The sequence below is a fragment of the Microbacterium sp. NPDC060117 genome (genome assembly GCF_042729315.1).
In the GTDB taxonomy this organism is placed as follows: Bacteria; Actinomycetota; Actinomycetes; order Actinomycetales; family Microbacteriaceae; genus Microbacterium.
On record NZ_JBHWXR010000004.1, the window covers coordinates 507,745 to 529,426 of the forward strand.

A 21,682-nucleotide genomic window follows, 5' to 3' on the forward strand; every position below is an offset into this window, starting at 1 on the left:
GCGGGACCGATCCCGTCCCGGTGCTCCGACCGCGGACATGGTGCCGCGGCATCCATCCGTTCGGGTCGGACGGATGCCGCGGGGTCGTGGAGCCGGGACGCCGCGAGCGTCCCGGGCGCCGTTCAGAAGTGGGTGCCGCCGTCGATGCGCACCTCGGTGCCCGTGATGAAGGCGCCGTCGGCGCTCGCGAGCATCGCGACCACCCCGGCCACGGACTCGGGGCCCGCGAAGCCCTGGCCGATGGCCGGGGCGAGCTTCATGAAAAGGCTCATGTCGGCGTCCTCGGGAAGGCCCGGGCCTCGACTCTGCCCGCTCTGGCCGGATCCGTCGGTCATGCCGGAGGAGATCGACCCGGGCTGCACGGCGGTGAAGCGGATGCCCTGCTTGGCGTACTCCGCCGCCAGCGCATGCGTCATCGACTGCACACCGCCCTTGCTCGCCGCGTACGCGGCCATGTAGGGGTGCGCGAACATCGCCGAGGTGGAGCTGAAGTTCACCACGGCCGCGTCCGTGCCCTCGAGCAGTGCGGGGATCGCCTCGCGGATCATCAGGAAGGTTCCGACGAGGTTCACCTGGATGACCTGCTGGAACTGGTCGAGCGTGGTCTGGGCGGTGTGCGAGGAGCGCAGGATGCCCGCGGCGTTCACCAGCACGTCCAGGCCGCCGAGAACCTCGACCGCCGCGGCGACGCCTGCCGTGACGGAGGCCTCGTCGCCGATGTTGACCTCGATCGCGGTGAGGCGATCGGCCGCGTCTCCCGCCTTCGCGACGGTGTCGGCGAGACCGGCGGCGCTGACATCGGCGGCCACGACGCGTCCGCCCTCGGCGAGCATGCGCAGCACCGTCGCCTGACCGATGCCGGATCCGCCGCCGGTGACCAGAGCGCGGCGACCTTCATAGCGGTTCATGTCGAATCCTTCTTCCTTTGGAAGTCCTGTCGTGCCTGAATGGCACAACGTGTCATATTGACACATAACACCATGAAACGGAAGGTATTCCCGTATGCTCGGAGCATGCAGACCCGCACCGGACTCATGACGCGTCGCAAGGCCGCGACCGCCGGCGAGATCGCGGCGGAGGCGGCGCGACTGTTCGCAGAGCGCGGCGTCGCGCAGGTGACCGCGGCCGAGATCGCAGAGGCCTCCGGAGTCTCCTTGCGCACGTTCTACCGCTACTTCCCGACCAAGGAGGACGCGGTCGCCCCGGTGCTCGAGATCGGCGCCGCGCGGTGGCAGGCGGCACTCGAGGAGGCCGAGGAGGTGCCGGCCGTGGCGATCCCCGCGGTGCTCGCCGCGCAGCTGACCCCGGCGACCGCGGAGGATGCCGAGGGGCTCGCCCGCATGCGCCCGCTGCTGCGCGCGCTCGCTGAGGACCGCGAGCTCAGGGCCGTCTGGCACCGTGTCAACCACGAGTCCGAGGAGCGTCTCGTCGCACTCATCACCGAGCGCGGGGAGAGCGACCGGCTCGCCGCCCGGGTGCTCGCCGCAGCGGCGACGGAGGCGATCCGGATCGGACTCGAGGAGTGGGCGTGGTCGACGGCCCCGGTGCGCGGAAGCGGATCCCCGGCGGCGCTGGCCGCCCGTGCCTACGCGGCGCTTGCCCCGAGGCGCTGAGCGCTTGTCGCTCAAGACCGAGCGCGGTGAGGCCGGCCCGTGGTTCCGTGCGGGAACCTAGGGTGGAACCATGACGATCCCCGGAATCCTGCTCAACGACGGCCACACGATCCCCCAGCTCGGCTACGGCGTCTTCAAGGTCGATCCGGCCGATACCGAGCGCACGGTCAGCGAGGCGCTCGAGATCGGGTACCGCCACATCGACACGGCCGCGATCTACGGCAACGAGGCCGGGGTCGGTGCCGCCATCGCGAAGAGCGGCATCCCGCGTGACGAGCTGTTCGTGACGACCAAGCTGTGGAACGACCGCCACGACGGCGACGCGCCCGATGCGGCCGTCGCGGAGAGCCTGGAGAAGCTCGGCCTCGACCACGTCGACCTGTACCTCGTGCACTGGCCGACCCCCGCCAGGGACAACTACGTGCACGCCTGGGAGAAGGTCGTGGAGATCCGCGACCGGGGGCTGGCGCGTTCGGCCGGCGTCTCGAACTTCCTCGTGCCGCACCTGGAGCGGATCGTGGCCGAGACCGGCGTCACCCCCGCGGTCGACCAGATCGAGCTGCACCCCGCCTACCAGCAGCGCGAGGTCGGCTCCTGGGCGCGCGATCACGAGGTCAAGATCGAGGCGTGGGGTCCGCTCGGTCAGGGCAAGTACGACCTGTTCGGCATCCCGGCCGTCGCGGATGCCGCCGCTGCGCACGGCAAGAGCCCTGCACAGGTCGTGCTGCGCTGGCACCTGCAGAAGGGCAACATCGTCTTTCCGAAGTCGGTGCGCGCCGAGCGCCTGCGCGAGAACCTGGATGTGTTCGACTTCGCCCTGAGCGACATCGAGTTCGCGGCGATCTCGGCCCTCGACCCTGGCGACGGATCCGGCCGCGTCGCCTCGCACCCCGACGAGGTCAACTGACCATCGCTTGGTCGTCGAGTGAGGACGGCGAAGCCGACCGCGACGAAACGCGGCGCCTCGCAAGGGCGCCGCGTTTCGTCTCGCTGCGCTCGCTCCACGACCATGGAGCGGTCCTGCCCGGCGTAGCGTGAGGCCATGAGCAATCGCCTCGCCGGCACCGGCAGCCCCTATCTGCGCGCGCACGCCGACAACCCGGTGGACTGGTACCCCTGGGGCGCCGAGGCGTTCGCCGAGGCCGCGCGCCGCGACGTGCCGGTGCTGATCTCGATCGGCTACTCCACGTGCCACTGGTGCCACGTCATGGCGCGGGAGTCGTTCGGGGATCCGGCCACGGCGCAGCAGCTCAACCGCGGTTTCGTCTCGATCAAGGTCGACCGGGAGGAGCACCCCCAGGTCGACACGGCGTACATGGCGGCGGCGTCGGCGTTCACGCAGGATCTGGGCTGGCCGCTCACCGTCTTCGCGACCCCGTCCGGGCGCGCCTTCCACGCGGGCACCTACTTCCCGCCCGTGGCCCGCGGGCAGCTTCCGGCGTTCGGCACCGTGCTCGCGGCCGTGCGCGAGGCCTGGACCGAGCGCCGTGCGGAGGTGGAGGATCTGGCCGGCGTGGTGGCGGAGGCCCTGGAGGCCTCGGCGCTGACGGATCCCTCGCCGCTTCCGGACGACGCCGCGCTCGCGGCGGCCGCGGAGGAGATCGTCGGCCGTGAGGACCGGAGATACGGCGGCTTCGGCACGGCGCCGAAGTTCCCCGTCGCGACGACCCTGCGGTTCCTGCAGGCGGAGGGGCGCACCGACGTCGTCGCGCGTGCGCTCGACGCGATGGCCACCTCCGAACTGTGCGACGAGGACGGCGGCTTCTTCCGCTACGCCACGCAGCAGGACTGGGCCGTGCCGCACTACGAGCGCATGCTCACCGACAACGCCCAGCTGCTCGAGGTGGCCGTCGATGCGGGCCGCGCGGACGTCGCCCGCGGCATCGCGCACTTCCTGCTCGCCGTGCTGCAGCGCCCCGGAGGCGGGTTCGGCGCGGCGCAGGACTCCGAGTCCGTGATCGACGGGCAGCGCAGCGAAGGCGGCTACTACCGCCGCCCGGCGGCCGCGCGAGAGGGCCTGTCGTCGCCGGCCGTCGACGGCAAGATCATCGCGGGCTGGAACGGACTCGCGATCGCCGCCCTCGCTCGCGGCGGCGCCGCCCTGGGCGAGCAGTCCTGGATCGACGCGGCCGTCCGCGCGGCGGAGACCGTGCTGGCGGTGAACCGTGACGCGGACGGGCGCCTCGTGCGCACCTCGCTGGACGGTGCGCCCTCGGCCGCGGTCGCCACGGATGCCGACCTCGCCCTGCTCGCGGACGGGCTGTTCGCCCTCGCCCTTGCCACGGGGGAGGCGCGCTGGGCGACGCGCGGGCTGGAGGTGCTCAGCGCCGATGCGTCCGTCGACCCGGTGCTCGCCGCGCACGCGATCCCCGCCTCCGCGGACGGCGGCGACGGCGACCTGCCCTCCGGCACGTCCGCGCGGGCCGCGGCCGAGTTGACCGCATGGAGGCTCGGCGCAGGGGAGCAGCACCGCGAGCGCGCCACCGTCCTGGTCTCGGAGCGCGCGGGTCAGGCGCTGCGACAGCCGTTCGGATCCGGTGCGCTCCTGCGCGTGGCTGCGGGACTCGCCCGCCCGCCCCGGCAGATCGTCGCCGTGACCTCGGATCCGCACGGGCCCCTCGCGACCGCCGCCCGCGTTGCCGACGCCGACCTCACCGCGGTGCTGACTCGGGAGCAGGCGCGGGCCTTCGCCGATGCCGGCTTCACGCTGTTCGAGGAGCGCGACGGCATCGACGGCGTCGTGCACGACTGCCGGGGCTTCGTCTGCCTGCTGCCGGTGTCGGATCCCGCGCTCGTGGCGACCGCCCGCTGACCGTCGGAGTCCTCGACTGCTGTACATTCTGACCAGGCGAACCGCGCATCAGGGCGGCAGGCTGTGCGACATGCGCAGGTGCTGCTGAACCGTTTGTCCAGCAGTCGCGGCCGCGGATACAGTGGCCGGATCCCCGGCGACGTCGCCGCCCGGCCCTGCCGCCCGACGCGCCTCCCCACCGGCCGCACGAACCGCAGCAAGGATGCCTCGACGATGACCCTCCCTGTCACCACGCCCCCGGCCACCCCGCCGACCAACGCGCGCCTGGATGCCGTGCCGGCCTACAAGCAGGGGCGCTCGGCTCCGGTCGGCGCCTCGAAGCTCTCCTCGAACGAGTCCCCGCATCCGCCGCTGCCGTCGGTGGTCTCCGCCGTCGCAGACCGGCTCGGATCGATCCACCGCTACCCGCAGATGGCCGCGCCGGAGATCATCGGCCGCCTCGCCGAGCGCTACGGGGTCGACCCGGAGCTGGTGACCGTCGGCGCCGGATCCGTGGAACTCGCCGCGCAGCTCATCCACGCGATGGCGGGCGAGGGCGACGAGGTCATGTTCGCCTGGCGCTCCTTCGAGGCCTACCCGTCGCTGGTCCGGATCGCCGGAGCGACCCCGGTGATGGTGCCGCTCGATGCCGAGCACCGGCACGACCTCGACGCGATGCTCGCCGCGATCACCGAGCGCACGCGCCTGATCTTCGTGTGCAACCCGAACAACCCCACCGGCACCGTCGTGGGGCCGGAGGAGCTCGAGCGCTTCGTGGCCGCGGTGCCGCGCGACGTGCTCGTGGTGATCGACGAGGCCTACGTGCACTTCGACGGCTCCCCCTACTTCGCGGACGCGCCCGGCGCGATCGATCCGGAACGCGGCGCGGGTCTCGAGCTGTTCCGCCGTCACCCGCACGTGGCGGTGCTGCACACCTTCTCCAAGGCCTACGGCCTCGCGGGCCTGCGGATCGGCTACGCCATCGCGCCCGCCGGGATCGCGGCCGCTCAGCGCAAGGTCGCCGTGCCCTTCGGCGTGACCGACCTGGCCCAGGCCGCCGCCGTCGCCTCGCTCGACGCCCAGGACGAGCTCGCCGTGCGCATCGCCGAGGTCGCCGCGCAGCGCGACCGCCTGCATGACGTGCTCGTCGCCGCGGGATGGCCGGCGGTGCGCTCCGAGGCCAACTTCGTCTGGGTACCGGCGGGGGAGCGCGCCGTCGAGCTCGACGAGCTCCTGCATGCGGGCGGCGTCGTCGCCCGCACCTTCCCCGGCGAGGGCGTGCGCATCTCGGCAGGATCCGCCGAGGACATCGACCGTGTCGCGGCGGCGCTCGCCGCAGTGATCACGAACTCCGCCCACCCCACCGCCGACGTTCGCGAGGAGGCGACCGCATGACCACCGAAGTGCCCCTGACCACGACCACCACGAAGGGCCTGCATCCCGGGCTCACCCGCCGGCAGATCTCCATGATGGGGCTCGGCGGGGCGATCGGCGCCGGCCTGTTCGTCGGCTCCGGACAGGCGATCGGCATCGCGGGGCCCGCCGTGATCGTGTCCTATCTCGTGGCCGGCACGATCGTCGTGCTCGTCATGGCGATGCTCGCCGAGATGGTGGCCGCCAACCCGTCCTCGGGCGCGTTCAGCTCCTACGCGCAGAAGGCCATGGGCCGCAGCGTCGGCAGCGCCGTGGGCTGGCTGTACTGGATCCAGCTCGTCGTCGTGATCGCCGCCGAGGCCACCGGCGCCGCCGGCATCGTCGCGCACCGTTTCCCGGGTCTTCCCGAGTGGGCGTGGGTGCTGCTGTTCGTGCTCGTCCTCACCGTCGTGAACCTGCTCGGCGTGCGCAACTACGGCCGCTTCGAGTTCTGGTTCGCCGCGATCAAGGTCGCCGCCATCATCGCCTTCCTCGTCGTCGGCGTGCTCGCGATCGTCGGGCTGATCCCGGGCGTCCCGGCCACCGGCGTCGGCAACCTCGTCGATCAGGGTGGCTTCGCCCCCACCGGCATCGCGGGCATCGCGGGTGCCCTGCTGATCGTGGTGTTCGCGTTCGGCGGCACCGAGGTCGTCGCGATCGCGGCCGCCGAGTCGGACGACCCCTCGCGCAACATCAGCCGGATCGTGCGTCAGGTGATGGTGCGGATCCTGGTGTTCTACGTCGGATCCATCTTCGTGATCGTCGCCGTGCTCCCGTGGGACTCCAAGGAGGTGCTCGCCGGCCCGTTCTCCGCGGTGCTGGACACGCTGAAGATCCCCGGCGTGGGGCTCGTCATGGACCTCATCGTCATCGTCGCGCTGCTGTCGGCCATGAACGCCAACATCTACGGCGCCTCGCGCATGGCTTTCTCGCTCGGCGAGCGCGGCCTCGCCCCCCTCGCGCTCACCCGGACGAGCGCGGCGGGCGTTCCTCGCGTGGCCGTGCTGGCGTCTGTGGCGTTCAGCTTCGTCACGGTGATCCTGAACTGGATCTGGCCGGAGCAGGTGCTGCCCACACTGCTGAACGTGGTGGGATCCACGCTGCTGGTGATGTGGACGGCGACGGCGATCACGCAGCTGATCCTGCGCCGCCGCGCCGACGCCGAAGGCACGGCGCTGCCGATGCGCATGTGGGGCTTCCCGTGGCTGTCGGTCCTGACGCTCGTGCTGCTGGGCGCGATCATCCTGCTCACGATGCTGAACGAGGGCGCGCGGACGCAGCTGCTGCTGACGATCGGCCTCACCGTGGTGCTCGTGGTGCTCGCCCGCCTCACCCGTGGCCTGTCCCGCCCCGGCGTCCTCAAGGACGGCGCGGACGACGTGTTCCGGAGCTGACGATGCGCATCGATGCCCTCGACGCGGCCCTGATCCAGCTGCTCACGGATGCGCCGCAGCTGCCCGTGCTGGAGTGCGCGCGGCGGCTCGGCGTGGCCCGAGGCACCGTCACCAGCCGCCTGGCGCGGCTGCACGAGAACGGCGTCATCGAGGGCATCGTGCCGCGCGTCGATCCGCGCGGCTTCGGATACGCGCTGACCGCGTTCTGCCAGGTGGAGATCGATCAGAAGGTCGGGCACGACGAGGTCGCCGGGGCTCTCGCGTCGGCGATCCCGGAGGTCGTCGACATGTACACGGTCACCGGGGCGAGCGACATGCAGCTGCGCCTCGTCGCGCACAGCGCGGAGCAGCTGCAGGAGGTGCTTGACCGCATCGCCCTGGTGCCCGGCGTCGCCCGCACCGCGAGCTCGATCGCGATGCGCACGCACTTCAGCGGCCGGGTGCTGCCGCTCGTGGAGCACGCTGCCCGCGGCTGAGCCCTACTCGTCGTTCCCGGTCCAGCCCTTGTGACGGAACCACCACCACATGATCGCGCCGGAGACCACCATGGATCCGATGCCGAGCAGGAAGAACGACCACGGGCCGGACAGCACGTGCGCGATCGACCAGTCGAAGTTCATCCCGAAGAACCCGGTCAGGAAGCTCAGCGGCAGGAAGATCGAGGCGATGATCGCGAGCTGCTTCGACGTCTCGCCCTGCCGGTTCGCGACCGTCGACAGGTAGAGGTCGGTGCATCCCGAGACCATCTCGTGATAGCCGTCGATCTCGTCCGTGATCCGGATGAGGTGGTCGTAGATGTCGCGGAAGTAGTCGTGGCTGTCGGCCTCCAGCCCCGCCAGATCCGTGATGACCTCCGCCTGCCGGGCGAACAGATCCCGCATCGGGACGACCGCCCGCCGCAGCTTCAGCAGCAGGCGCTTGAGGCCGAAGGTCTGCTGCAGCTCCTTGCGTCCGCCGCCGGCGACGATCGCGTCCTCGAGGCCGTTGATCTCCTCGTCGAGGTCGCTGAGGATCGGGAAGTAGCTGTCCACGATCACGTCGATGATCTTGTAGACGTAGTAGCGCTCGGTCTTGGGCGCCGTGGAGTTCTGCAGCAGCGCGCGCACCTGACGCAGGTCCTGGAACCGCTCGGAGTGCACGGTGACGATGAACTCGCCGCTGAGGTGGCAGTGCACCTCCTCCAACGGGTGGTCGTTCTCGTCCTCGGGATGCAGCTCGACCGCGCCCTGCAGCACGAGGAGCGCCCCCTCGCCGTAGACGTCGAGCTTGGGGCGCTGCCCCATCCGCTGGGTGTCCTCGATCGAGAGCGGATGCCAGCCGAGCAGCGTGCCGAGCCGTTGGATCTCGTCCGCGGTGGGGGAGACCAGGTCGAGCCAGAAGAACTCGCCCTGCCCGCGCAGTTGCGCGATCAGGGATTCGTCGATGCTGTCCAGGATGCGCATGTCAGATCCAGGTGATCATCCAGTTGTGCGCCTGCCAGAACCACCACGGCACGGGCAGACCGATCCACAGCGGGTAGAAGAACGCGCTCAGCAGCACGATCAGCACCACGATGATCGCCACGGTGCGCTGACCGGACTGTCGTCGGTGCCTCGGATCGCTCCGCCGGCCGGCGATGTCGCGCAGCGCGAGCGCGAGCGCGAGGATCAGGAAGGGCGCCATCACCACCGTGTAGAACTGGAAGATCGTGCGCTCGGGGAAAGCCAGCCAGGGCAGGTAGGTCGCGGCGAGCCCCACGAGCGGGATCGCGTAGCTCCACGGCATGGGGGAGCGGAGCACGAGTCCGCGCACGAACCGCACGAGCAGATAGACCGCGGCGGCGACGCCCAGGTACCAGATCAGCGGGTTCGGGATCGAGGTGATCGTGCCGATGCAGTGATCCGTGCCGAAGCACGGCGCATCCTGCCCGCCCACCCAGAACGCGGTCGGCCGGATCAGCAACGGCCACTGCCATGCCGGGCTCGCATAGGGGTGCGAGGACGTCAGGCCGACGTGGAACGCGAGGATGTCGGAGTGGTACTTGAACCACGACGTGAGCACGTTGTCCGTGATGTTGCGGTCGTATCCGCCCGTGGTGAGGAACCAGCCGCTCCACGAGGCGACGTACACGGCCGCGGCGACCGGCACGAGCAGCAGGAAGCTCGCAGCGCCCTGCCGGATCACGGCATCGGTCGGCCACAGCGCGACCCCGGCCCTGCGACGGGCGAGCGCGTCGGTGACGACGAGGTAGATCCCGGCCGCGGCCAGCACGTAGGCGCCGGACCACTTCACCGAGGTCGCGGCTCCCAGCGCGAGCCCCGCGGCGAGCACCCACGGGCGACGCCAGAACACGCGGCCCCAGAGCGTCGGGTCATCGCCGCGCTCGTGCGAGACGCGGTCCTCGAGCCGTGGCATCGTCCGGCGTCGGTCGTACACGAGGAACAGGATCCCGAGCGCGATGAAGAAGGTGAGGATCCCGTCCAGCAGGCCGATCCGGCTCAGCACGATGCCGAGCCCGTCGACCGCCATGAGCAGGCCCGCCAGGCTCGCCACCGCGATCGAGCGGGTGAGCGCCTTGGCGAGCAGGTAGACGACGAGCACGGTGAGCGTGCCGATGATGGCCGTCGAGATGCGCCAGCCGAAACTGGATCCGGGACCGAAAGCGGCGATGCCGAGCGCGATCAGCCACTTGCCGAGAGGCGGGTGCACGACGAAGGAAGCCGAGTCCTCGAGCGCGCTCGTGTCACCCTTGACGAACAGCTCATTCGCGCCGGCACGCCAGGTGCCCTCGTAGCCCTGCACCCACAACGACCAGGCGTCCTTGACGTAGTACGTCTCGTCGAAGACGATCGCATGCGGGTGCCCGAGGCCGGCGATGCGCAGCACCCCGGCCAGGAGCGTGATGAGCACCGGCGCGAGCCAGGAGATCATCCGGAGGCGCACCGGGTCGCCGAGCCACGCGTCGTGCAGCCGCTCCCAGGCGGTGGGGCGGTCGTCGTACCGGGCGTCGACGCCGGGCAGCAGGGGCGCGGTCACCCGCTCAGCCTATGCTGGGGCGGGTGATCATCCTCGCGGCCACTCCGATCGGAAACCTGGGCGACGCGTCCCGCCGGCTCATCGAGGTGCTGGAGAACGCCACGATCATCGCCGCGGAGGACACCCGCACGACGCAGCGGCTGCTGCAGGGCCTCGGCATCGCGAACCGGCCGAGACTGATCGCGCTGCACGATCACAACGAGAAGGCCAAGGCCGCCGAACTCGCGGAGGCGGCCGAGACCGAGGATCTCGTGGTGCTCAGCGACGCCGGCATGCCGACCGTGAGCGATCCCGGCTACGGGCTGGTCGCCGCGGCCGCCGAGCGCGGCGTGACGGTCACCGTGATCCCCGGTCCGAGCGCGGTGGTCACGGCGCTCGCGGTATCGGGCCTGCCCACCGACAGGTTCACGTTCGAGGGCTTCCTGCCGCGCAAGCCGGGAGAGCGCCGCTCGGCGCTTGCCGCGCTCGCGACGGAGCCCCGCACGATGGTGTTCTTCGAGTCGCCGTCGCGCCTGGCCGCGACCCTGGGCGACATGGCGGCGGCATTCGGCGATTCTCGGCGGGTGGCGGTCTGCCGCGAGCTCACGAAGCTCTACGAAGAGGTCCGCCGGGGCGGAGCCGCCGAGCTCGCCGCATGGGCGGAGCAGGGCGTGAAGGGCGAGATCGTGGTGGTCGTGGAGGGCGCCGCGCCACGAGCCGTCTCCCCGGAGGACGCCCTGGTGCAGGTGCAGGCGCTGGTCGCCTCGGGCGTGCGCCTCAAGGACGCGTGCGCCGAGGTCGCCGCGGCCACGGGCCTCGGCTCCCGCGACCTGTATCAGGCCGCGCTCGCCGCCCGCTGACCGGCTGGCGCGCGCTGCGACCCGCCGCCGCTGGAGCTCGCCGCCCTCTGGATCCGCCGTCGCGCTCGCCCGCCGAGAGCACGGCCTCCCGCCGAGAGCACGGCTTGTGGACGCGATGTTCCCGTGCACGCGACAGGATCCGGTGCCTTCGAGAAGCACCGGATCCCGTCGTCGTGTCACCGTCGCGGGAGCGGCGGCGACGGCGGCACGGCGGCGAGCGGCACGGGCACGCTGATCGTCGGGGGCAGCGTCAGTGCGGCGGGGGTGAGTGTCGGGCGCATCGCCGGTCAGCCGTTCTCGTCGCGCGCGGGCGCCGTCGCCGGCGGCACGGTGTCGACCACCGTCGTGGACATCGCGGTCAGGACGGTCTGCTCCTCGCCGGCCGCCACGGAACCCGCCGGGTAGAAACGTCGTTCGCCGATGACCTGCCCCGTGCCAGGGTCGATGATGATCTCCTGGCGCTCACCCGAGCGCTGCGGTTCGTTGCGGCCGATCGCGACGCCGACCTGACCGTCGAGATTCGCGACGCCGTCGGTCGAAGTCGTGCCGGGGATCAACGCGAGTGCCTCGAACAGGCGCGCGCGCACGGTCGCCGGCACCGGGTAGGTGCGCAGCAGATCCGTGATCCGCACGAAGTCGTCCTCTTCGCGGCTCGCCGATCCGCCCTGGTACTGCGCGTCGAAGTAGGCGAGTGTCTCCGCCCCGGATCCGGTCGGGATCGCGGTCACATCCTGAGACGTCCACGCGCCGCCGTAGAACCTGCCTCCCGGAGCGTGGATCGTCTCCGCGGTGAACGCGCCGTCTCCCGTCACGCCGCGCTCCCAGTCCCGGTACAGTGCCCAGTCCGACCCCGGATCGGACGGGATGTACACGTCGACGTTCTGGATGTTGGAGGGCAGCCGCGTCATCGTCTCGTCGGACATGCCCTGGTAGCTGGCCCAGTCCGCGCGGGTGTGGAACTTCAGATACTGCCCCGGCCCCGCCGCAGGGTCGCTGTAGGTGATCGCCTCGGCCGCCGCCTTGCGCAGCACGATCGCGGCGGCGCTCGCCGATTGCGGATGCGGCGGGGCGAGCACGCCGCCGACGACGACCGCCGCGGCGACGGCGGCGGCCGCAGTGAGGCCGACGGCGGCCCACCGGACCGGATGCCGGCGGCGCGGTGCGCGGGATGCAGGCCTCTTCTCCGCCGCGCGCATCGCGGTCTCGAGGTTCAGATATGCGGGAGCGAGCCGGGCCGCGTCGGGCTCGGCGACGTCGTCACGCAGACTGCGGAGCAAGGTCAGGTCGTCCATTTTCACCCTCCTCAGGTGTGGAGCGGAGCAGGCGCCGGGCGCGGTTGAGTCTCGACTTCACCGTGCCGACAGGGATGTGCAGGGCTTCAGCGATCTCGTCGTACGAGAGCTCGGCCCAGGCGAACAACAGCAGGCAGTCACGGTCGCCGGTGGAGAGCCGGCGGATCCGCCCGGCGAGACGTCCGACCGCGAGCTGCGCGTCCAGCGCCTCGTCGGGATGGTGCGTCGTCGCCGGCTCCGGTGCGCTGCGCTCCATCGCTTTGAGCACGCGCGCGGTGGCGATGCGGTGGCGGTGGATGAGGTTCGTCGCGATGCCGAACAGCCAGGGCCGGGCATCCTCCCGTGCGGGATCGAACCGGGCGCGGCGCTGGAACGCGATCAGGAAGGTCTCGCTCGTGACGTCGTCGGCGACGGCGTCACCGGCCCGTCGGGCCGCATAGCGATGCACCGCTCCTGCGTGGCGGTGGAAGATCTCGCCGAAGACCGGCGGATCCGTCACCGATCTCGCGATCACCGTGTTGTCGTTGTTCACATCCTGTATTCCTCGCAGGGGCCGATCGTGTTCACGATGGCACAGGACACGTGCGTCAGGTGCGTGGGGAGATGGCCCTCACGGAGGGTCGACGGGTAGTGTCCACCATCGGGGGACAAATGCAGGATGCGCAGATCGCCGAGGCCTACGACGCACGCGCGGCCGAGTACATCGCGCTGATCGGGAGCCTCGACCAGATGGAGCGTGCCGATGTCGCGCTGATCGGGCGCTGGCGGGACGGGACGACGGGGTCGCTGCTCGACGCCGGGTGCGGGCCGGGACTGTGGACCGCCTTCCTCGCCGAGGGCGGACCCGACGTCGTCGGGGTCGACATCTCCGCGGAGTTCCTCGCCGCGGCCCGGGAACGGCACTCCGGGGTCCGGTTCGAGGCCGCGTCGATGCGAGAGCTGCCGTTCCCCGATGGCTCGTTCGGCGGGATCCTCGCCTGGTACTCGCTCATCCACCTGCAGCCCGACGAGCTGCCGGCCGTGCTCGCCGAGTTGGCACGGGTGACGGCCCCCGGCGGCCGGATCCTGGTCGGCTTCTTCGACGGCGAGCCGGGGGAGCGGTTCGCGCACGCGATCGCACCGGCGTACTACTGGTCGGCCGCGGCCCTGGGCGAACGCCTCGAGACGGCGGGCTTCGCGGTGACCGACGTCGAACGACGCGAGCGCGAGCCCGGCGCCGTCGGCAGTGTGCGCCCGCACGGTGCGCTGATCGCCGAGCGGCGCTGACGCCTGGCCCTCGCCCAAGACAGGGCCTAGGTCTCTGTTCGGACGAACACCTGCGCCCTAGGGTGGGCTGCGTCGGAACGGGAAGGCGGCGGGACATGTCCAGGATCGTGCAGCAGCGACGGGTGCCGAAGGGCATCGCGACGGCCCTCGCGGCCGCGATGCTCGTGCTGACGGGCTGTTCCGGAGCTTCCCCCGGCGCCGGGTCGCCGGGCCCGACGGCCTCGGCGCACGCCCTTCCCGCGGCTCCGGCGCTGCAGAAGGCCCTCGACGATGCCCGCGCGGCGATCGGCTTCCCCGGCGCCATCGCGCGCGTGATCACCCCGGACGGCACCTGGACCGGGTCGACCGGCACCGCGAGCGGCGCCGGATCCGCGGCCCCCGCAGCCGATGACCACACGCGGATCGGCAGCCTCACCAAGACCATGACGGCGACGATCCTGCTGCAGCTGGTGGGGGAGAAGAAGGTCTCTCTGGACGATCCGATCTCGCAGTACGTGCCCGGGTTGCCGAATGGCGACGCGACGCTGCGGCAGGTCGCCGACATGACCAGCGGCATCCCCTCGTACACGCTGGATCCGCAGATCACACAGACCTACCTCGACGATCCGTCCCGGCCGTGGACCCCGGCGGAACTCCTCGACGGCGTGCGGACCCTGCCGGCCTCGTTCCCGACCGGAACGGGCTGGCAGTACTCCAACTCCAACTACATCGCCCTCGGGCAGGTGATCGAGAAGGTCACCGGCGAACCGCTCGCCACCGTGTTCCAGAAGCGGATCTTCGACCCGCTCGGCATGACCCAGTCGTCGTACCCGTCGGGCACGGCGCTGCCGGCGCCGAGCCTGTCCGGGGTCACCGCGCAGGGTGCGACCGGATCGACGACACGGGACGCCACGCACTTCACGCCCACCTTCGCGGGCGCGGCCGGGCAGGTGGTCTCGACGATGGACGACATGACCCGCTGGGCGCACGCGCTGTTCACCGGGGACGGCGTGCTCACCCCGGCGATGGAGAAGGTGCGGCGCGACTCGATCCTCACCTCGCCCGCGCCCAACAACGACACCAGCGGCTACGGCATCGGAATCGGCCGACGCGACGGCTGGTGGGGCCACGACGGCGACATCCCGGGCTACACGACCACCGTCTTCCACAACGACACCCATGACGTGACCGTGATCGTGCTCGTCGGCAGCGATATCGAGGGACCGGGGTCGTCGAAGGCGCCCGCGCCCGATGTCTTCGCGCGACTGGTCGTCGCCCTCGGGCCGTGAGGCCGCCGGTGCGCTGCCGCCGTCATCGTCCGAACCGGCCCTCTCATCCCGCCTAGAATCGAACGCATGCCCGCAGGCGAGTCCTTCTACATCACCACGCCGATCTACTACCCGTCCGACGTGCCCCACATCGGCCACGGCTACACCAGCGTCGCCGTGGACACCCTCGCGCGCTGGCACCGCCAGTCGGGCGATGACACCTGGATGCTCACCGGCACCGACGAGCACGGGCAGAAGATGCTGCGCGCCGCCGCGGCGAACGGGGTGACCCCGCAGGAGTGGGTGGACAAGCTGGTCAGCGAGAGCTGGTTCCCGCTGCTGACGACCCTCGACGTCGCCAACGACGACTTCATCCGCACCACGCAGGAGCGGCACGAGACCAACGTGCAGGTCTTCTTCCAGAAGCTCTACGACGCGGGCTACATCTACGCCGGCGAGTACGAGGCGCTGTACTGCGTGGGCTGCGAGGAGTTCAAGCCAGAGTCCGAGATCGTCGACGGCACCGGCCCCTTCGAGGGCCTCAAGGTCTGCGCGATCCACTCCAAGCCGCTGGAGCTGCTCCAGGAGAAGAATTACTTCTTCAAGCTCAGCGAGTTCCAGGACCGCCTGCTCGAGCTCTACAAGACCGAGCCCGACTTCGTGCGCCCCGACTCGGCGCGCAACGAGGTCGTCTCGTTCGTCTCGCAGGGCCTCAAGGATCTCTCCATCTCGCGCTCCACGTTCGACTGGGGCATCCCTCTGCCCTGGGACACCTCGCACGTCATCTACGTCTGGGTCGACGCGCTGCTCAACTACGTGACCGCGGTCGGCTACGGATCCGATGAGGCGACGTTCGATCGCCGCTGGCCCGCCTACCACGTGGTGGGCAAGGACATCCTGCGCTTCCACGCCGTCATCTGGCCGGCCATGCTCATGGCGGCGGGCCTCGAGGTCCCGAAGGGCGTGTTCGCGCACGGCTGGCTGCTCGTCGGCGGCGAGAAGATGTCGAAGTCGAAGCTCACCGGCATCGCCCCGTCCGAGATCACCGATGTCTTCGGATCCGATGCGTACCGGTTCTACTTCCTCTCCGCGATCGCCTTCGGGCAGGACGGATCCTTCTCCTGGGAGGATCTGTCGGCGCGCTATCAGGCCGAGCTCGCGAACGGGTTCGGCAACCTCGCGTCGCGCACGATCGCGATGATCGAGCGCTATTTCGACGGCGTCGTGCCGTCGGCGGGGGAGTACGCCGCGCAGGACCTCGCGGTGCAGCAGCTCGTCGCGAAGGCCGCGGTCGACGCCGATGCCGCCGTCGAGCGGTTCCGCATCGACGAGGCCATCGCCGACGTGTGGACGATCGTCGACGCGCTCAACGGCTACATCACCGACAACGAGCCCTGGGCCCTGGCCAAGGACGACGAGCAGCGCGAGCGCCTCGGCACCGTGCTGTACACCTGTGCCGAGGGGCTGCGCGCACTCGCCACGCTGCTGTCACCGGTGATGCCGCAGTCGACCGCCAAGCTGTGGGCCGCGCTCGGGGCCGAGGGCGGCCTCGGCGCGCTGTCGGCGCAGCCGCTGCGCGAGGCCGGACGCTGGGGCCAGCTGCCCGCAGGCACCGCCGTGCAGACGCTCGCGCCGCTGTTCCCGCGCATCGAGGCCACGGCCTGAGCGCGTGAGCGACGCCACCCCCGACACCTACGTGCGCGAACGCGCGACCGAGGGGCGCAAGGACCTGCGCTACCCGGCCGCGCCGGAGCCGCTCGCGGTGCCGGTGTACGACAACCACTGCCACCTCGAGATCGCCGACGGGGAGTCCTCGCTGACGCTCGTCGAGCAGCTGGACAGGGCGCAGGCGGTCGGCGTCCTCGGCGTCGTGCAGGCGTCGGGCGACATCGAGTCGTCCCGCTGGGCCGTGGACGCTGCGGAGTCGGATCCGCGCGTGCTCGCCGCCGTCGCGATCCACCCGAACGATGCCCCGACGTACGCCGAGGCGGGGCGCCTGGATGAGGCGATCGCGGTGATCGACGAGCTCGCGGCGCGCCCGCGCACCCGCGCCATCGGCGAGACCGGGCTCGACTACTTCCGCACGGAGGAGCAGGGGCGCGCGGCCCAGCACGCCTCGTTCGAGGCGCATATCGCTCTTGCGAAGAAGCACCGCGTGGCGATGCAGATCCACGACCGCGATGCGCATGACGACGTGCTGGAGACGCTGCGGCGCATCGGCGCACCGGACCGCACGGTGTTCCACTGCTTCTCCGGGGACGAGGCCATGGCGCGCGTCTGCGCGGACGCCGGCTACTACCTGTCGTTCGCGGGCAACGTGACGTTCAAGAACGCCCAGAACCTGCGCGACGCGCTGGCGGTCGCGCCACGGGACCGGATCCTGATCGAGACCGACGCGCCGTTCCTGACGCCCGTGCCGCTGCGCGGGCGTCCGAACGCCCCGTACCTGATCCCGCTCACCCTGCGCTTCATGGCGGCCGAGCTCGGCATCGACGCCGACGAGCTCGGTGCGCAGATCGCCGCGAACACCCTCGAGGTCTACGGCTCGTTCGCCTGAACGTCGTCGAGCACCGGGCGCGCGGAGACGATCTGCGAGATCGGACGCCAGACGAACAGCAGCGTGAGCGCGGCGCCCGCGAAGGCGAACCACCACGGGGCCGTGAGCCCCCACGCCTGCGCGATCACTCCGCCCAGCGCCTGCCCGATCACCATCCCGCCGAACACGCCGACCGAGTTCACGGACGACACCCGGCCCTGCAGCTCATGCGGTACGAGACGCTGACGCACGGTCGTCGAGATCGTGCCCCAGACGAACGCGTAGAACCCGAACACGAACATGATCAGCAGCGCGATCCAGCCCTGCGTCGTCAGCGCGAACGCGAGGTGCATCACCACCTCGAGGGACAGGCAGACCCGCATCATGGTGGCGAAAGACACGTGGCGTTCGAGCCAGCCGAAGCTCAGCGTGGCCAGCAGCCCGCCGGTCGCGGACGCCGTGGTCAGCATGCCGTAGCCGACCGCGCCCATGTGCAGGTGCTCCGTGGCGTACAGCACGAGCACGCCCCAGGGCGCGGCCCAGGTCACGTTGAACAGCAGGATGATGACCACGAGCATCCGCACCGGCGGGTTGCGCCACAGCCACCGCAGGCCCTCCGCGATGTCGGTGTGCACCTTCGTGCGGGCGGCGGCATCGGCCCCGGTCGCGTCGATCGAGTCGCGCGGCGGCACGGGTGTGCGCGCGATGCGCGAGATCAGCACGACCGCCAGGCTCACGCACACCGCCTCGAGGAGGAAGGGCCACGCGTGCCCGGCGGCGAAGAGGAACGCACCGAGCGGGGGACCGGCGAACTGGTTGGCGACGAGGAACCCGGCCTGCAGACGGGCGTTGCCGAGACCGAGGTCGGCCGGTTTCAGGAGCATCGGCAGCAGCGTGGATCCTGCCGTGTCGACGAACACCTCCGCGGTCCCGTAGAGGAACGCGGAGGCCAGCACGATCCAGATGTTCGCCATGCCCGTCACCAGGAACGCGCACAGTGCCAGCAGCACCACCGCTCGTGCCGCGTTCGCGACCATGACGAGCCGGCGACGGTCGAAGCGATCGGCGATCGCGCCCGCATGCAGGCCGAACACCAGCCAGGGCAGGAACTGCAGGATCGCACCGGACGCGACGAGGATCGGCGACGAGGTCATCGACGCGATCAGCAGGGGAGCGGCGGCCAGCGCCACGCCGTCGCCGACGTTGCTGGTCCAGCTGGAGGCGAGCAGCCAGCGGAAATCCCTGCCCATGCGCCGAGGCGCGACGAGTTCACCGATCCGGGGCATCCGAGAAGACTATCGAGCGTAGGGGACAATGGTCAGATGACCGTCTCCCTGCTCGGCGCCGCCGACATCCGCCGGCTCGCCGCCGAACTCGATGTGACGCCCACCAAGAAGCTCGGCCAGAACTTCGTCGTCGACGCGAACACGGTGCGCAAGATCGTCCAGGCCGCCGACGTCCAGCCCTCCGAGCGGGTCGTGGAGATCGGGCCCGGCCTCGGGTCCCTCACGCTCGCGATCCTCGAGACGGGGGCGAGCGTCACGGCCGTCGAGATCGACCACCGCCTCGCCGAGCGCCTGCCGCAGACCGCTCAGGACCGCGGTGTGCCCGAGGGTGCGCTGACTGTGGTCGATGCCGACGCGATGCGCGTGACGGCACTGCCGGGGAACCCGACGGTGCTCGTCGCGAACCTGCCCTACAACGTGTCGGTGCCGGTGCTGCTGCACTTCCTCGAGACCTTCCCCTACCTCGAGCGCGGCGTCGTCATGGTGCAGGCCGAGGTCGCCGAGCGCCTCGCGGCGAAGCCCGGTTCGAAGATCTACGGCACGCCCAGTGTCAAGGCCGCCTGGTACGGGCCGTGGAAGCTCAGTGGGACGGTGTCGCGCCAGGTCTTCTGGCCGGTGCCGAACGTCGACAGCCTGCTCGTCGGGTTCCATCGCGATCCCGAGCCGCGTGGATCGGAACAGGAGCGCCTGCGCACGTTCGCGATCGTGGATGCGGCGTTCAACCAGCGCCGCAAGATGCTGCGCCAGGCGCTGTCCGGGATCTTCGGCAGCTCCGCCGAGGCGTCGGCCGTGCTCGAGTCCGCCGGGGTCGCACCGACTGCGCGCGGTGAGGACCTCACCGTCGACGACTACCATCGCATCGCGCGGGCGGCGCCGGCCGCCTGAGCGCGCCCCAGGGCAAAGTCGTGCCCTCTCGGGATCGGGTTCCCGAGAGGGCACATTCACTTCGACTGGAGGTACCTTCATGTCGGCCGAGTCCCCAGTCCCGGTCGACATTCCTCAGCTGAGGTCTAGACAGTAACACCGGATGGCCTTGTCCCCCAAATGGGGGACAAGATCAAATGCTGAGAGTTTGCCGTGAATGACACCGCCGGGGCGGTGGGCAATCGCTTCGCGCGTGTCTCGAGGGCATGCAGCCAGGTGATGACCGAGCCGAACGCAAGCGCTTCGAACACCGTCAGGGTGAGCAGGCCTGCGACCAGTCCGGCCATGCCGAGAGTCAGGACGACGACCGCTCCCGTCGCGATGCGGTCCAGGCTCCGGGACAGGCCCCGCAGATAGCGGCGATGCAGCAGCAGCAGTCCCGCTGATGAGGCGAGCGCTCCGTTGGCCGCGCGCTCGTGCGCGAAGACGTTGAACGAGAGCGGCAGCACCCCGATGAGGATGAGGCTGAGCCCGAGGGTCGCGATGAGCAGCGGCACGAGGGCCGGAGCGGCGCTGTGCGCCCGGAATCCCGCGGCGGAAGCCGCACGGAGACCGCGCATGACAGGCAGCGCGGAGAGCGCGATCACGGCGCCGGTCAGGACCATGCCGCCGTTGAAGAGCAGGCTGGAGGCGTCGTCCATGGCGCCGAGCCGACTGAAGCAGGACAACCACCAATGGGGGTCGGACGTCGTCAGAGCGGCCGCGGGAATGCTCGCGCAGAGCACGCCTGCCGCGGTGAGGACGAGCGGTACACGCCGGTGCCGGTGCATGACGATCCTGTCGCCGCACGCTCGGGCGAATGCACTGGCCGGGTTTGGATCCGCACTCGGGCGAGCGTGATCGGACGCGGATCGGGCTCGGTCCGCGGTTGGCGGATCATCATAGCGATCCTGGGGTGCCACGGCGACCGGTGCGAGCTGCGGAGCGGAGTCGCCTTCTGCGTCCCGCGCGTCGGACGGGCACCGAAAAGGAGTGGCGACGCTAACCTGGGACGGTGACCGAGCCGCGCTTCCGCCCAGACGTCCTCGACATCCACCGCCCCTACACCGCCGCGGCGGACCGCTACGAGGGAGCACATTTCCGGCAGGTCGGATCCTCCGGTCTGTACCTGCCGGCGATCTCGCTCGGACTGTGGTGGAACTTCGGGGACAACATCCCGCTGGACGACCAGCGCGCCCTGCTGCGGCACGCCTTCGACCGGGGCATCACGCACTTCGACCTGGCGAACAACTACGGCCCGCCGTACGGATCCGCCGAGAAGAACTTCGGCCGCATCTTCGCGGAGGACTTCCGGCCCTACCGCGACGAGCTGATCATCTCGTCGAAGGCCGGCTGGGACATGTGGCCGGGACCGTACGGCGACCTCGGCAGCCGCAAGTACATCCTCGCGAGCGCCGAGCAGTCGCTGACCAGGATGGGGCTGGACTACGTCGACATCTTCTACTCGCACCGGGTGGATCCGGTCACCCCCGTCGAGGAGACGATCGCGGCGCTGGACACCCTGGTCCGCCAGGGCAAGGCTCTGTACGTCGGGATCTCCTCGTACAGCGCCGAGCGCACCGAGGCCGCGGTGGACGTCGCCCGGGAGCTGGGCACGCCGCTGGTCATCCACCAGCCCTCGTACTCCATCCTGAACCGCTGGGTGGAGGACGGCCTGACCGAGACCCTCCGCGAGGAGGGGATGGGCGCGATCGCGTTCACGCCGCTCGCGCAGGGGCTGCTCACCGACAAGTATCTCGGCGACGGCACCGCCGCGCGGGCCCAGAAGCGTGGCTCGCTGCCGGACAAGCCGCTCAGCGCGGAGGGACTCGCCGTCCTGCGCGCCCTGAACGAGCTCGCCAGGGAGCGCGGGCAGAGCCTCGCCCAGCTCGCACTGCAGTGGGTGCTGCGCGACGGCGTCGTGGCCTCGGCGCTCATCGGCGCCTCGCGTCCGGCGCAGCTCGACGAGAACCTCGCCGCGCTGGACGCGCCCGAGCTCACCGCTGCGGAGATCGCGCGCATCGACGGCATCGCCGGGGCGGGTCTCGACGTGAACCTGTGGTCGGTCTCATCGGAGCTGTGAGCCG

At 70.8% G+C, this 21,682-nt stretch carries 20 protein-coding genes; 13 read left to right on the forward strand and 7 right to left on the reverse strand.

Annotated elements, in window-relative coordinates; all coding sequences use genetic code 11:
• Positions 1 to 122 precede the first annotated feature (122 nt).
• Complete coding sequence (locus tag ACFWCK_RS18150; protein ID WP_233311346.1) at positions 123 to 908, reverse strand: SDR family NAD(P)-dependent oxidoreductase; 786 nt, start codon at positions 906 to 908, stop codon at positions 123 to 125.
• 105 nt (positions 909 to 1,013) lie between these two features.
• On the opposite strand from ACFWCK_RS18150, the gene ACFWCK_RS18155 reads away from it, so the two are divergent.
• From ACFWCK_RS18155 to ACFWCK_RS18180, 6 genes are all read left to right on the forward strand, one after another.
• Complete coding sequence (locus ACFWCK_RS18155) at positions 1,014 to 1,613, forward strand: TetR/AcrR family transcriptional regulator (protein WP_378807198.1); 600 nt, start codon at positions 1,014 to 1,016, stop codon at positions 1,611 to 1,613.
• 70 nt (positions 1,614 to 1,683) lie between these two features.
• Positions 1,684 to 2,520 (forward strand): aldo/keto reductase, encoded by an 837-nt coding sequence (locus tag ACFWCK_RS18160; protein ID WP_378807200.1) that lies wholly within the window; start codon positions 1,684 to 1,686, stop codon positions 2,518 to 2,520.
• A gap of 135 nt (positions 2,521 to 2,655) precedes the next feature.
• Positions 2,656 to 4,425, forward strand: coding sequence for a thioredoxin domain-containing protein (locus tag ACFWCK_RS18165; protein WP_378807201.1), 1,770 nt, complete (start codon positions 2,656 to 2,658; stop codon positions 4,423 to 4,425).
• A gap of 213 nt (positions 4,426 to 4,638) precedes the next feature.
• Entirely contained in the window at positions 4,639 to 5,799 is a 1,161-nt protein-coding gene (locus tag ACFWCK_RS18170; protein WP_233311342.1) for a histidinol-phosphate transaminase, read from the forward strand.
• Complete coding sequence (locus ACFWCK_RS18175; RefSeq protein WP_378807202.1) at positions 5,796 to 7,211, forward strand: amino acid permease; 1,416 nt, start codon at positions 5,796 to 5,798, stop codon at positions 7,209 to 7,211. The genes ACFWCK_RS18170 and ACFWCK_RS18175 overlap by 4 nt, the downstream gene beginning before the upstream one ends.
• Positions 7,212 to 7,213: 2 nt before the next feature.
• Positions 7,214 to 7,687, forward strand: a complete 474-nt coding sequence (locus ACFWCK_RS18180) for an Lrp/AsnC family transcriptional regulator (protein WP_233311340.1) — start codon at positions 7,214 to 7,216, stop codon at positions 7,685 to 7,687.
• A gap of 3 nt (positions 7,688 to 7,690) precedes the next feature.
• On the opposite strand, the gene ACFWCK_RS18185 is transcribed toward ACFWCK_RS18180, so the two are convergent.
• Positions 7,691 to 8,653, reverse strand: coding sequence for a magnesium transporter CorA family protein (locus ACFWCK_RS18185; protein ID WP_378807204.1), 963 nt, complete (start codon positions 8,651 to 8,653; stop codon positions 7,691 to 7,693).
• A gap of 1 nt (position 8,654) precedes the next feature.
• Positions 8,655 to 10,226 (reverse strand): dolichyl-phosphate-mannose--protein mannosyltransferase, encoded by a 1,572-nt coding sequence (locus ACFWCK_RS18190; RefSeq protein ID WP_378807206.1) that lies wholly within the window; start codon positions 10,224 to 10,226, stop codon positions 8,655 to 8,657.
• A 23-nt stretch (positions 10,227 to 10,249) separates the two neighbouring features.
• Here ACFWCK_RS18190 and rsmI point away from each other — a divergent pair, with 23 nt between their 5' ends.
• Positions 10,250 to 11,065, forward strand: coding sequence for a 16S rRNA (cytidine(1402)-2'-O)-methyltransferase (gene rsmI / locus ACFWCK_RS18195; RefSeq protein WP_233311337.1), 816 nt, complete (start codon positions 10,250 to 10,252; stop codon positions 11,063 to 11,065).
• Positions 11,066 to 11,352: 287 nt separating this feature from the next.
• On the opposite strand, the gene ACFWCK_RS18200 is transcribed toward rsmI, so the two are convergent.
• Both ACFWCK_RS18200 and ACFWCK_RS18205 read right to left on the reverse strand, forming a co-directional pair.
• Positions 11,353 to 12,357 (reverse strand): CU044_5270 family protein, encoded by a 1,005-nt coding sequence (locus ACFWCK_RS18200; RefSeq protein ID WP_378807208.1) that lies wholly within the window; start codon positions 12,355 to 12,357, stop codon positions 11,353 to 11,355.
• A complete protein-coding gene (locus tag ACFWCK_RS18205; RefSeq protein ID WP_378807210.1) occupies positions 12,323 to 12,889 on the reverse strand; it encodes an RNA polymerase sigma factor in 567 nt (188 codons plus the stop codon). Before ACFWCK_RS18205 ends, ACFWCK_RS18200 begins: the two co-directional genes overlap by 35 nt.
• A 119-nt stretch (positions 12,890 to 13,008) precedes the next feature.
• Between ACFWCK_RS18205 and ACFWCK_RS18210 the strand changes: the two genes are divergently transcribed.
• The 4 genes from ACFWCK_RS18210 to ACFWCK_RS18225 all read left to right on the forward strand — a co-directional run bounded on the left by ACFWCK_RS18210 (position 13,009) and on the right by ACFWCK_RS18225 (position 17,427).
• Positions 13,009 to 13,623 (forward strand): class I SAM-dependent DNA methyltransferase, encoded by a 615-nt coding sequence (locus ACFWCK_RS18210; protein WP_378807211.1) that lies wholly within the window; start codon positions 13,009 to 13,011, stop codon positions 13,621 to 13,623.
• 95 nt (positions 13,624 to 13,718) lie between these two features.
• Complete coding sequence (locus ACFWCK_RS18215; RefSeq protein ID WP_378807212.1) at positions 13,719 to 14,891, forward strand: serine hydrolase domain-containing protein; 1,173 nt, start codon at positions 13,719 to 13,721, stop codon at positions 14,889 to 14,891.
• 66 nt (positions 14,892 to 14,957) lie between these two features.
• Entirely contained in the window at positions 14,958 to 16,535 is a 1,578-nt protein-coding gene (metG, locus tag ACFWCK_RS18220) for a methionine--tRNA ligase (RefSeq protein ID WP_378807214.1), read from the forward strand.
• A 4-nt stretch (positions 16,536 to 16,539) separates the two neighbouring features.
• On the forward strand, positions 16,540 to 17,427 hold the full coding sequence (locus ACFWCK_RS18225) for a TatD family hydrolase (protein ID WP_233311331.1): 888 nt from the start codon (positions 16,540 to 16,542) through the stop codon (positions 17,425 to 17,427).
• Here the strand turns inward: ACFWCK_RS18225 and ACFWCK_RS18230 are convergent.
• The gene (locus tag ACFWCK_RS18230; protein WP_233311330.1) at positions 17,409 to 18,692 is read right to left on the reverse strand and encodes an MFS transporter; all 1,284 of its coding nucleotides are present in this window, start codon (positions 18,690 to 18,692) and stop codon (positions 17,409 to 17,411) included. The genes ACFWCK_RS18225 and ACFWCK_RS18230 overlap by 19 nt on opposite strands.
• 36 nt (positions 18,693 to 18,728) lie before the next feature.
• On the opposite strand from ACFWCK_RS18230, the gene rsmA reads away from it, so the two are divergent.
• Positions 18,729 to 19,577, forward strand: a complete 849-nt coding sequence (rsmA, locus tag ACFWCK_RS18235) for a 16S rRNA (adenine(1518)-N(6)/adenine(1519)-N(6))-dimethyltransferase RsmA (protein ID WP_233311329.1) — start codon at positions 18,729 to 18,731, stop codon at positions 19,575 to 19,577.
• 125 nt (positions 19,578 to 19,702) lie between these two features.
• On the opposite strand, the gene ACFWCK_RS18240 is transcribed toward rsmA, so the two are convergent.
• Positions 19,703 to 20,386: a hypothetical protein gene (locus ACFWCK_RS18240; RefSeq protein WP_378807216.1), complete on the reverse strand. Its 684-nt coding sequence runs from the start codon at positions 20,384 to 20,386 to the stop codon at positions 19,703 to 19,705.
• A 224-nt stretch (positions 20,387 to 20,610) separates the two neighbouring features.
• Between ACFWCK_RS18240 and mgrA the strand changes: the two genes are divergently transcribed.
• Positions 20,611 to 21,678, forward strand: a complete 1,068-nt coding sequence (mgrA, locus tag ACFWCK_RS18245; protein WP_308192519.1) for an L-glyceraldehyde 3-phosphate reductase — start codon at positions 20,611 to 20,613, stop codon at positions 21,676 to 21,678.
• The last annotated feature ends 4 nt before the right edge of the window (positions 21,679 to 21,682 follow it).

Coding starts and splice junctions, on each gene's coding strand:
- ACFWCK_RS18165 (WP_378807201.1), top strand. CDS start 2,656: ATGAGCAATCGCCTCGCCGGCACCGGCAGCCCCTATCTGCGCGCGCAC.
- ACFWCK_RS18170 (WP_233311342.1), top strand. CDS start 4,639: ATGACCCTCCCTGTCACCACGCCCCCGGCCACCCCGCCGACCAACGCG.
- metG (WP_378807214.1), top strand. CDS start 14,958: ATGCCCGCAGGCGAGTCCTTCTACATCACCACGCCGATCTACTACCCG.
- ACFWCK_RS18240 (WP_378807216.1), bottom strand. CDS start 20,386: ATGCACCGGCACCGGCGTGTACCGCTCGTCCTCACCGCGGCAGGCGTG.
- rsmA (WP_233311329.1), top strand. CDS start 18,729: ATGACCGTCTCCCTGCTCGGCGCCGCCGACATCCGCCGGCTCGCCGCC.
- ACFWCK_RS18230 (WP_233311330.1), bottom strand. CDS start 18,692: ATGCCCCGGATCGGTGAACTCGTCGCGCCTCGGCGCATGGGCAGGGAT.
- ACFWCK_RS18215 (WP_378807212.1), top strand. CDS start 13,719: ATGTCCAGGATCGTGCAGCAGCGACGGGTGCCGAAGGGCATCGCGACG.
- ACFWCK_RS18160 (WP_378807200.1), top strand. CDS start 1,684: ATGACGATCCCCGGAATCCTGCTCAACGACGGCCACACGATCCCCCAG.
- ACFWCK_RS18155 (WP_378807198.1), top strand. CDS start 1,014: ATGCAGACCCGCACCGGACTCATGACGCGTCGCAAGGCCGCGACCGCC.
- ACFWCK_RS18210 (WP_378807211.1), top strand. CDS start 13,009: ATGCAGGATGCGCAGATCGCCGAGGCCTACGACGCACGCGCGGCCGAG.
- ACFWCK_RS18175 (WP_378807202.1), top strand. CDS start 5,796: ATGACCACCGAAGTGCCCCTGACCACGACCACCACGAAGGGCCTGCAT.
- ACFWCK_RS18185 (WP_378807204.1), bottom strand. CDS start 8,653: ATGCGCATCCTGGACAGCATCGACGAATCCCTGATCGCGCAACTGCGC.
- ACFWCK_RS18180 (WP_233311340.1), top strand. CDS start 7,214: ATGCGCATCGATGCCCTCGACGCGGCCCTGATCCAGCTGCTCACGGAT.
- ACFWCK_RS18150 (WP_233311346.1), bottom strand. CDS start 908: ATGAACCGCTATGAAGGTCGCCGCGCTCTGGTCACCGGCGGCGGATCC.
- ACFWCK_RS18200 (WP_378807208.1), bottom strand. CDS start 12,357: ATGGACGACCTGACCTTGCTCCGCAGTCTGCGTGACGACGTCGCCGAG.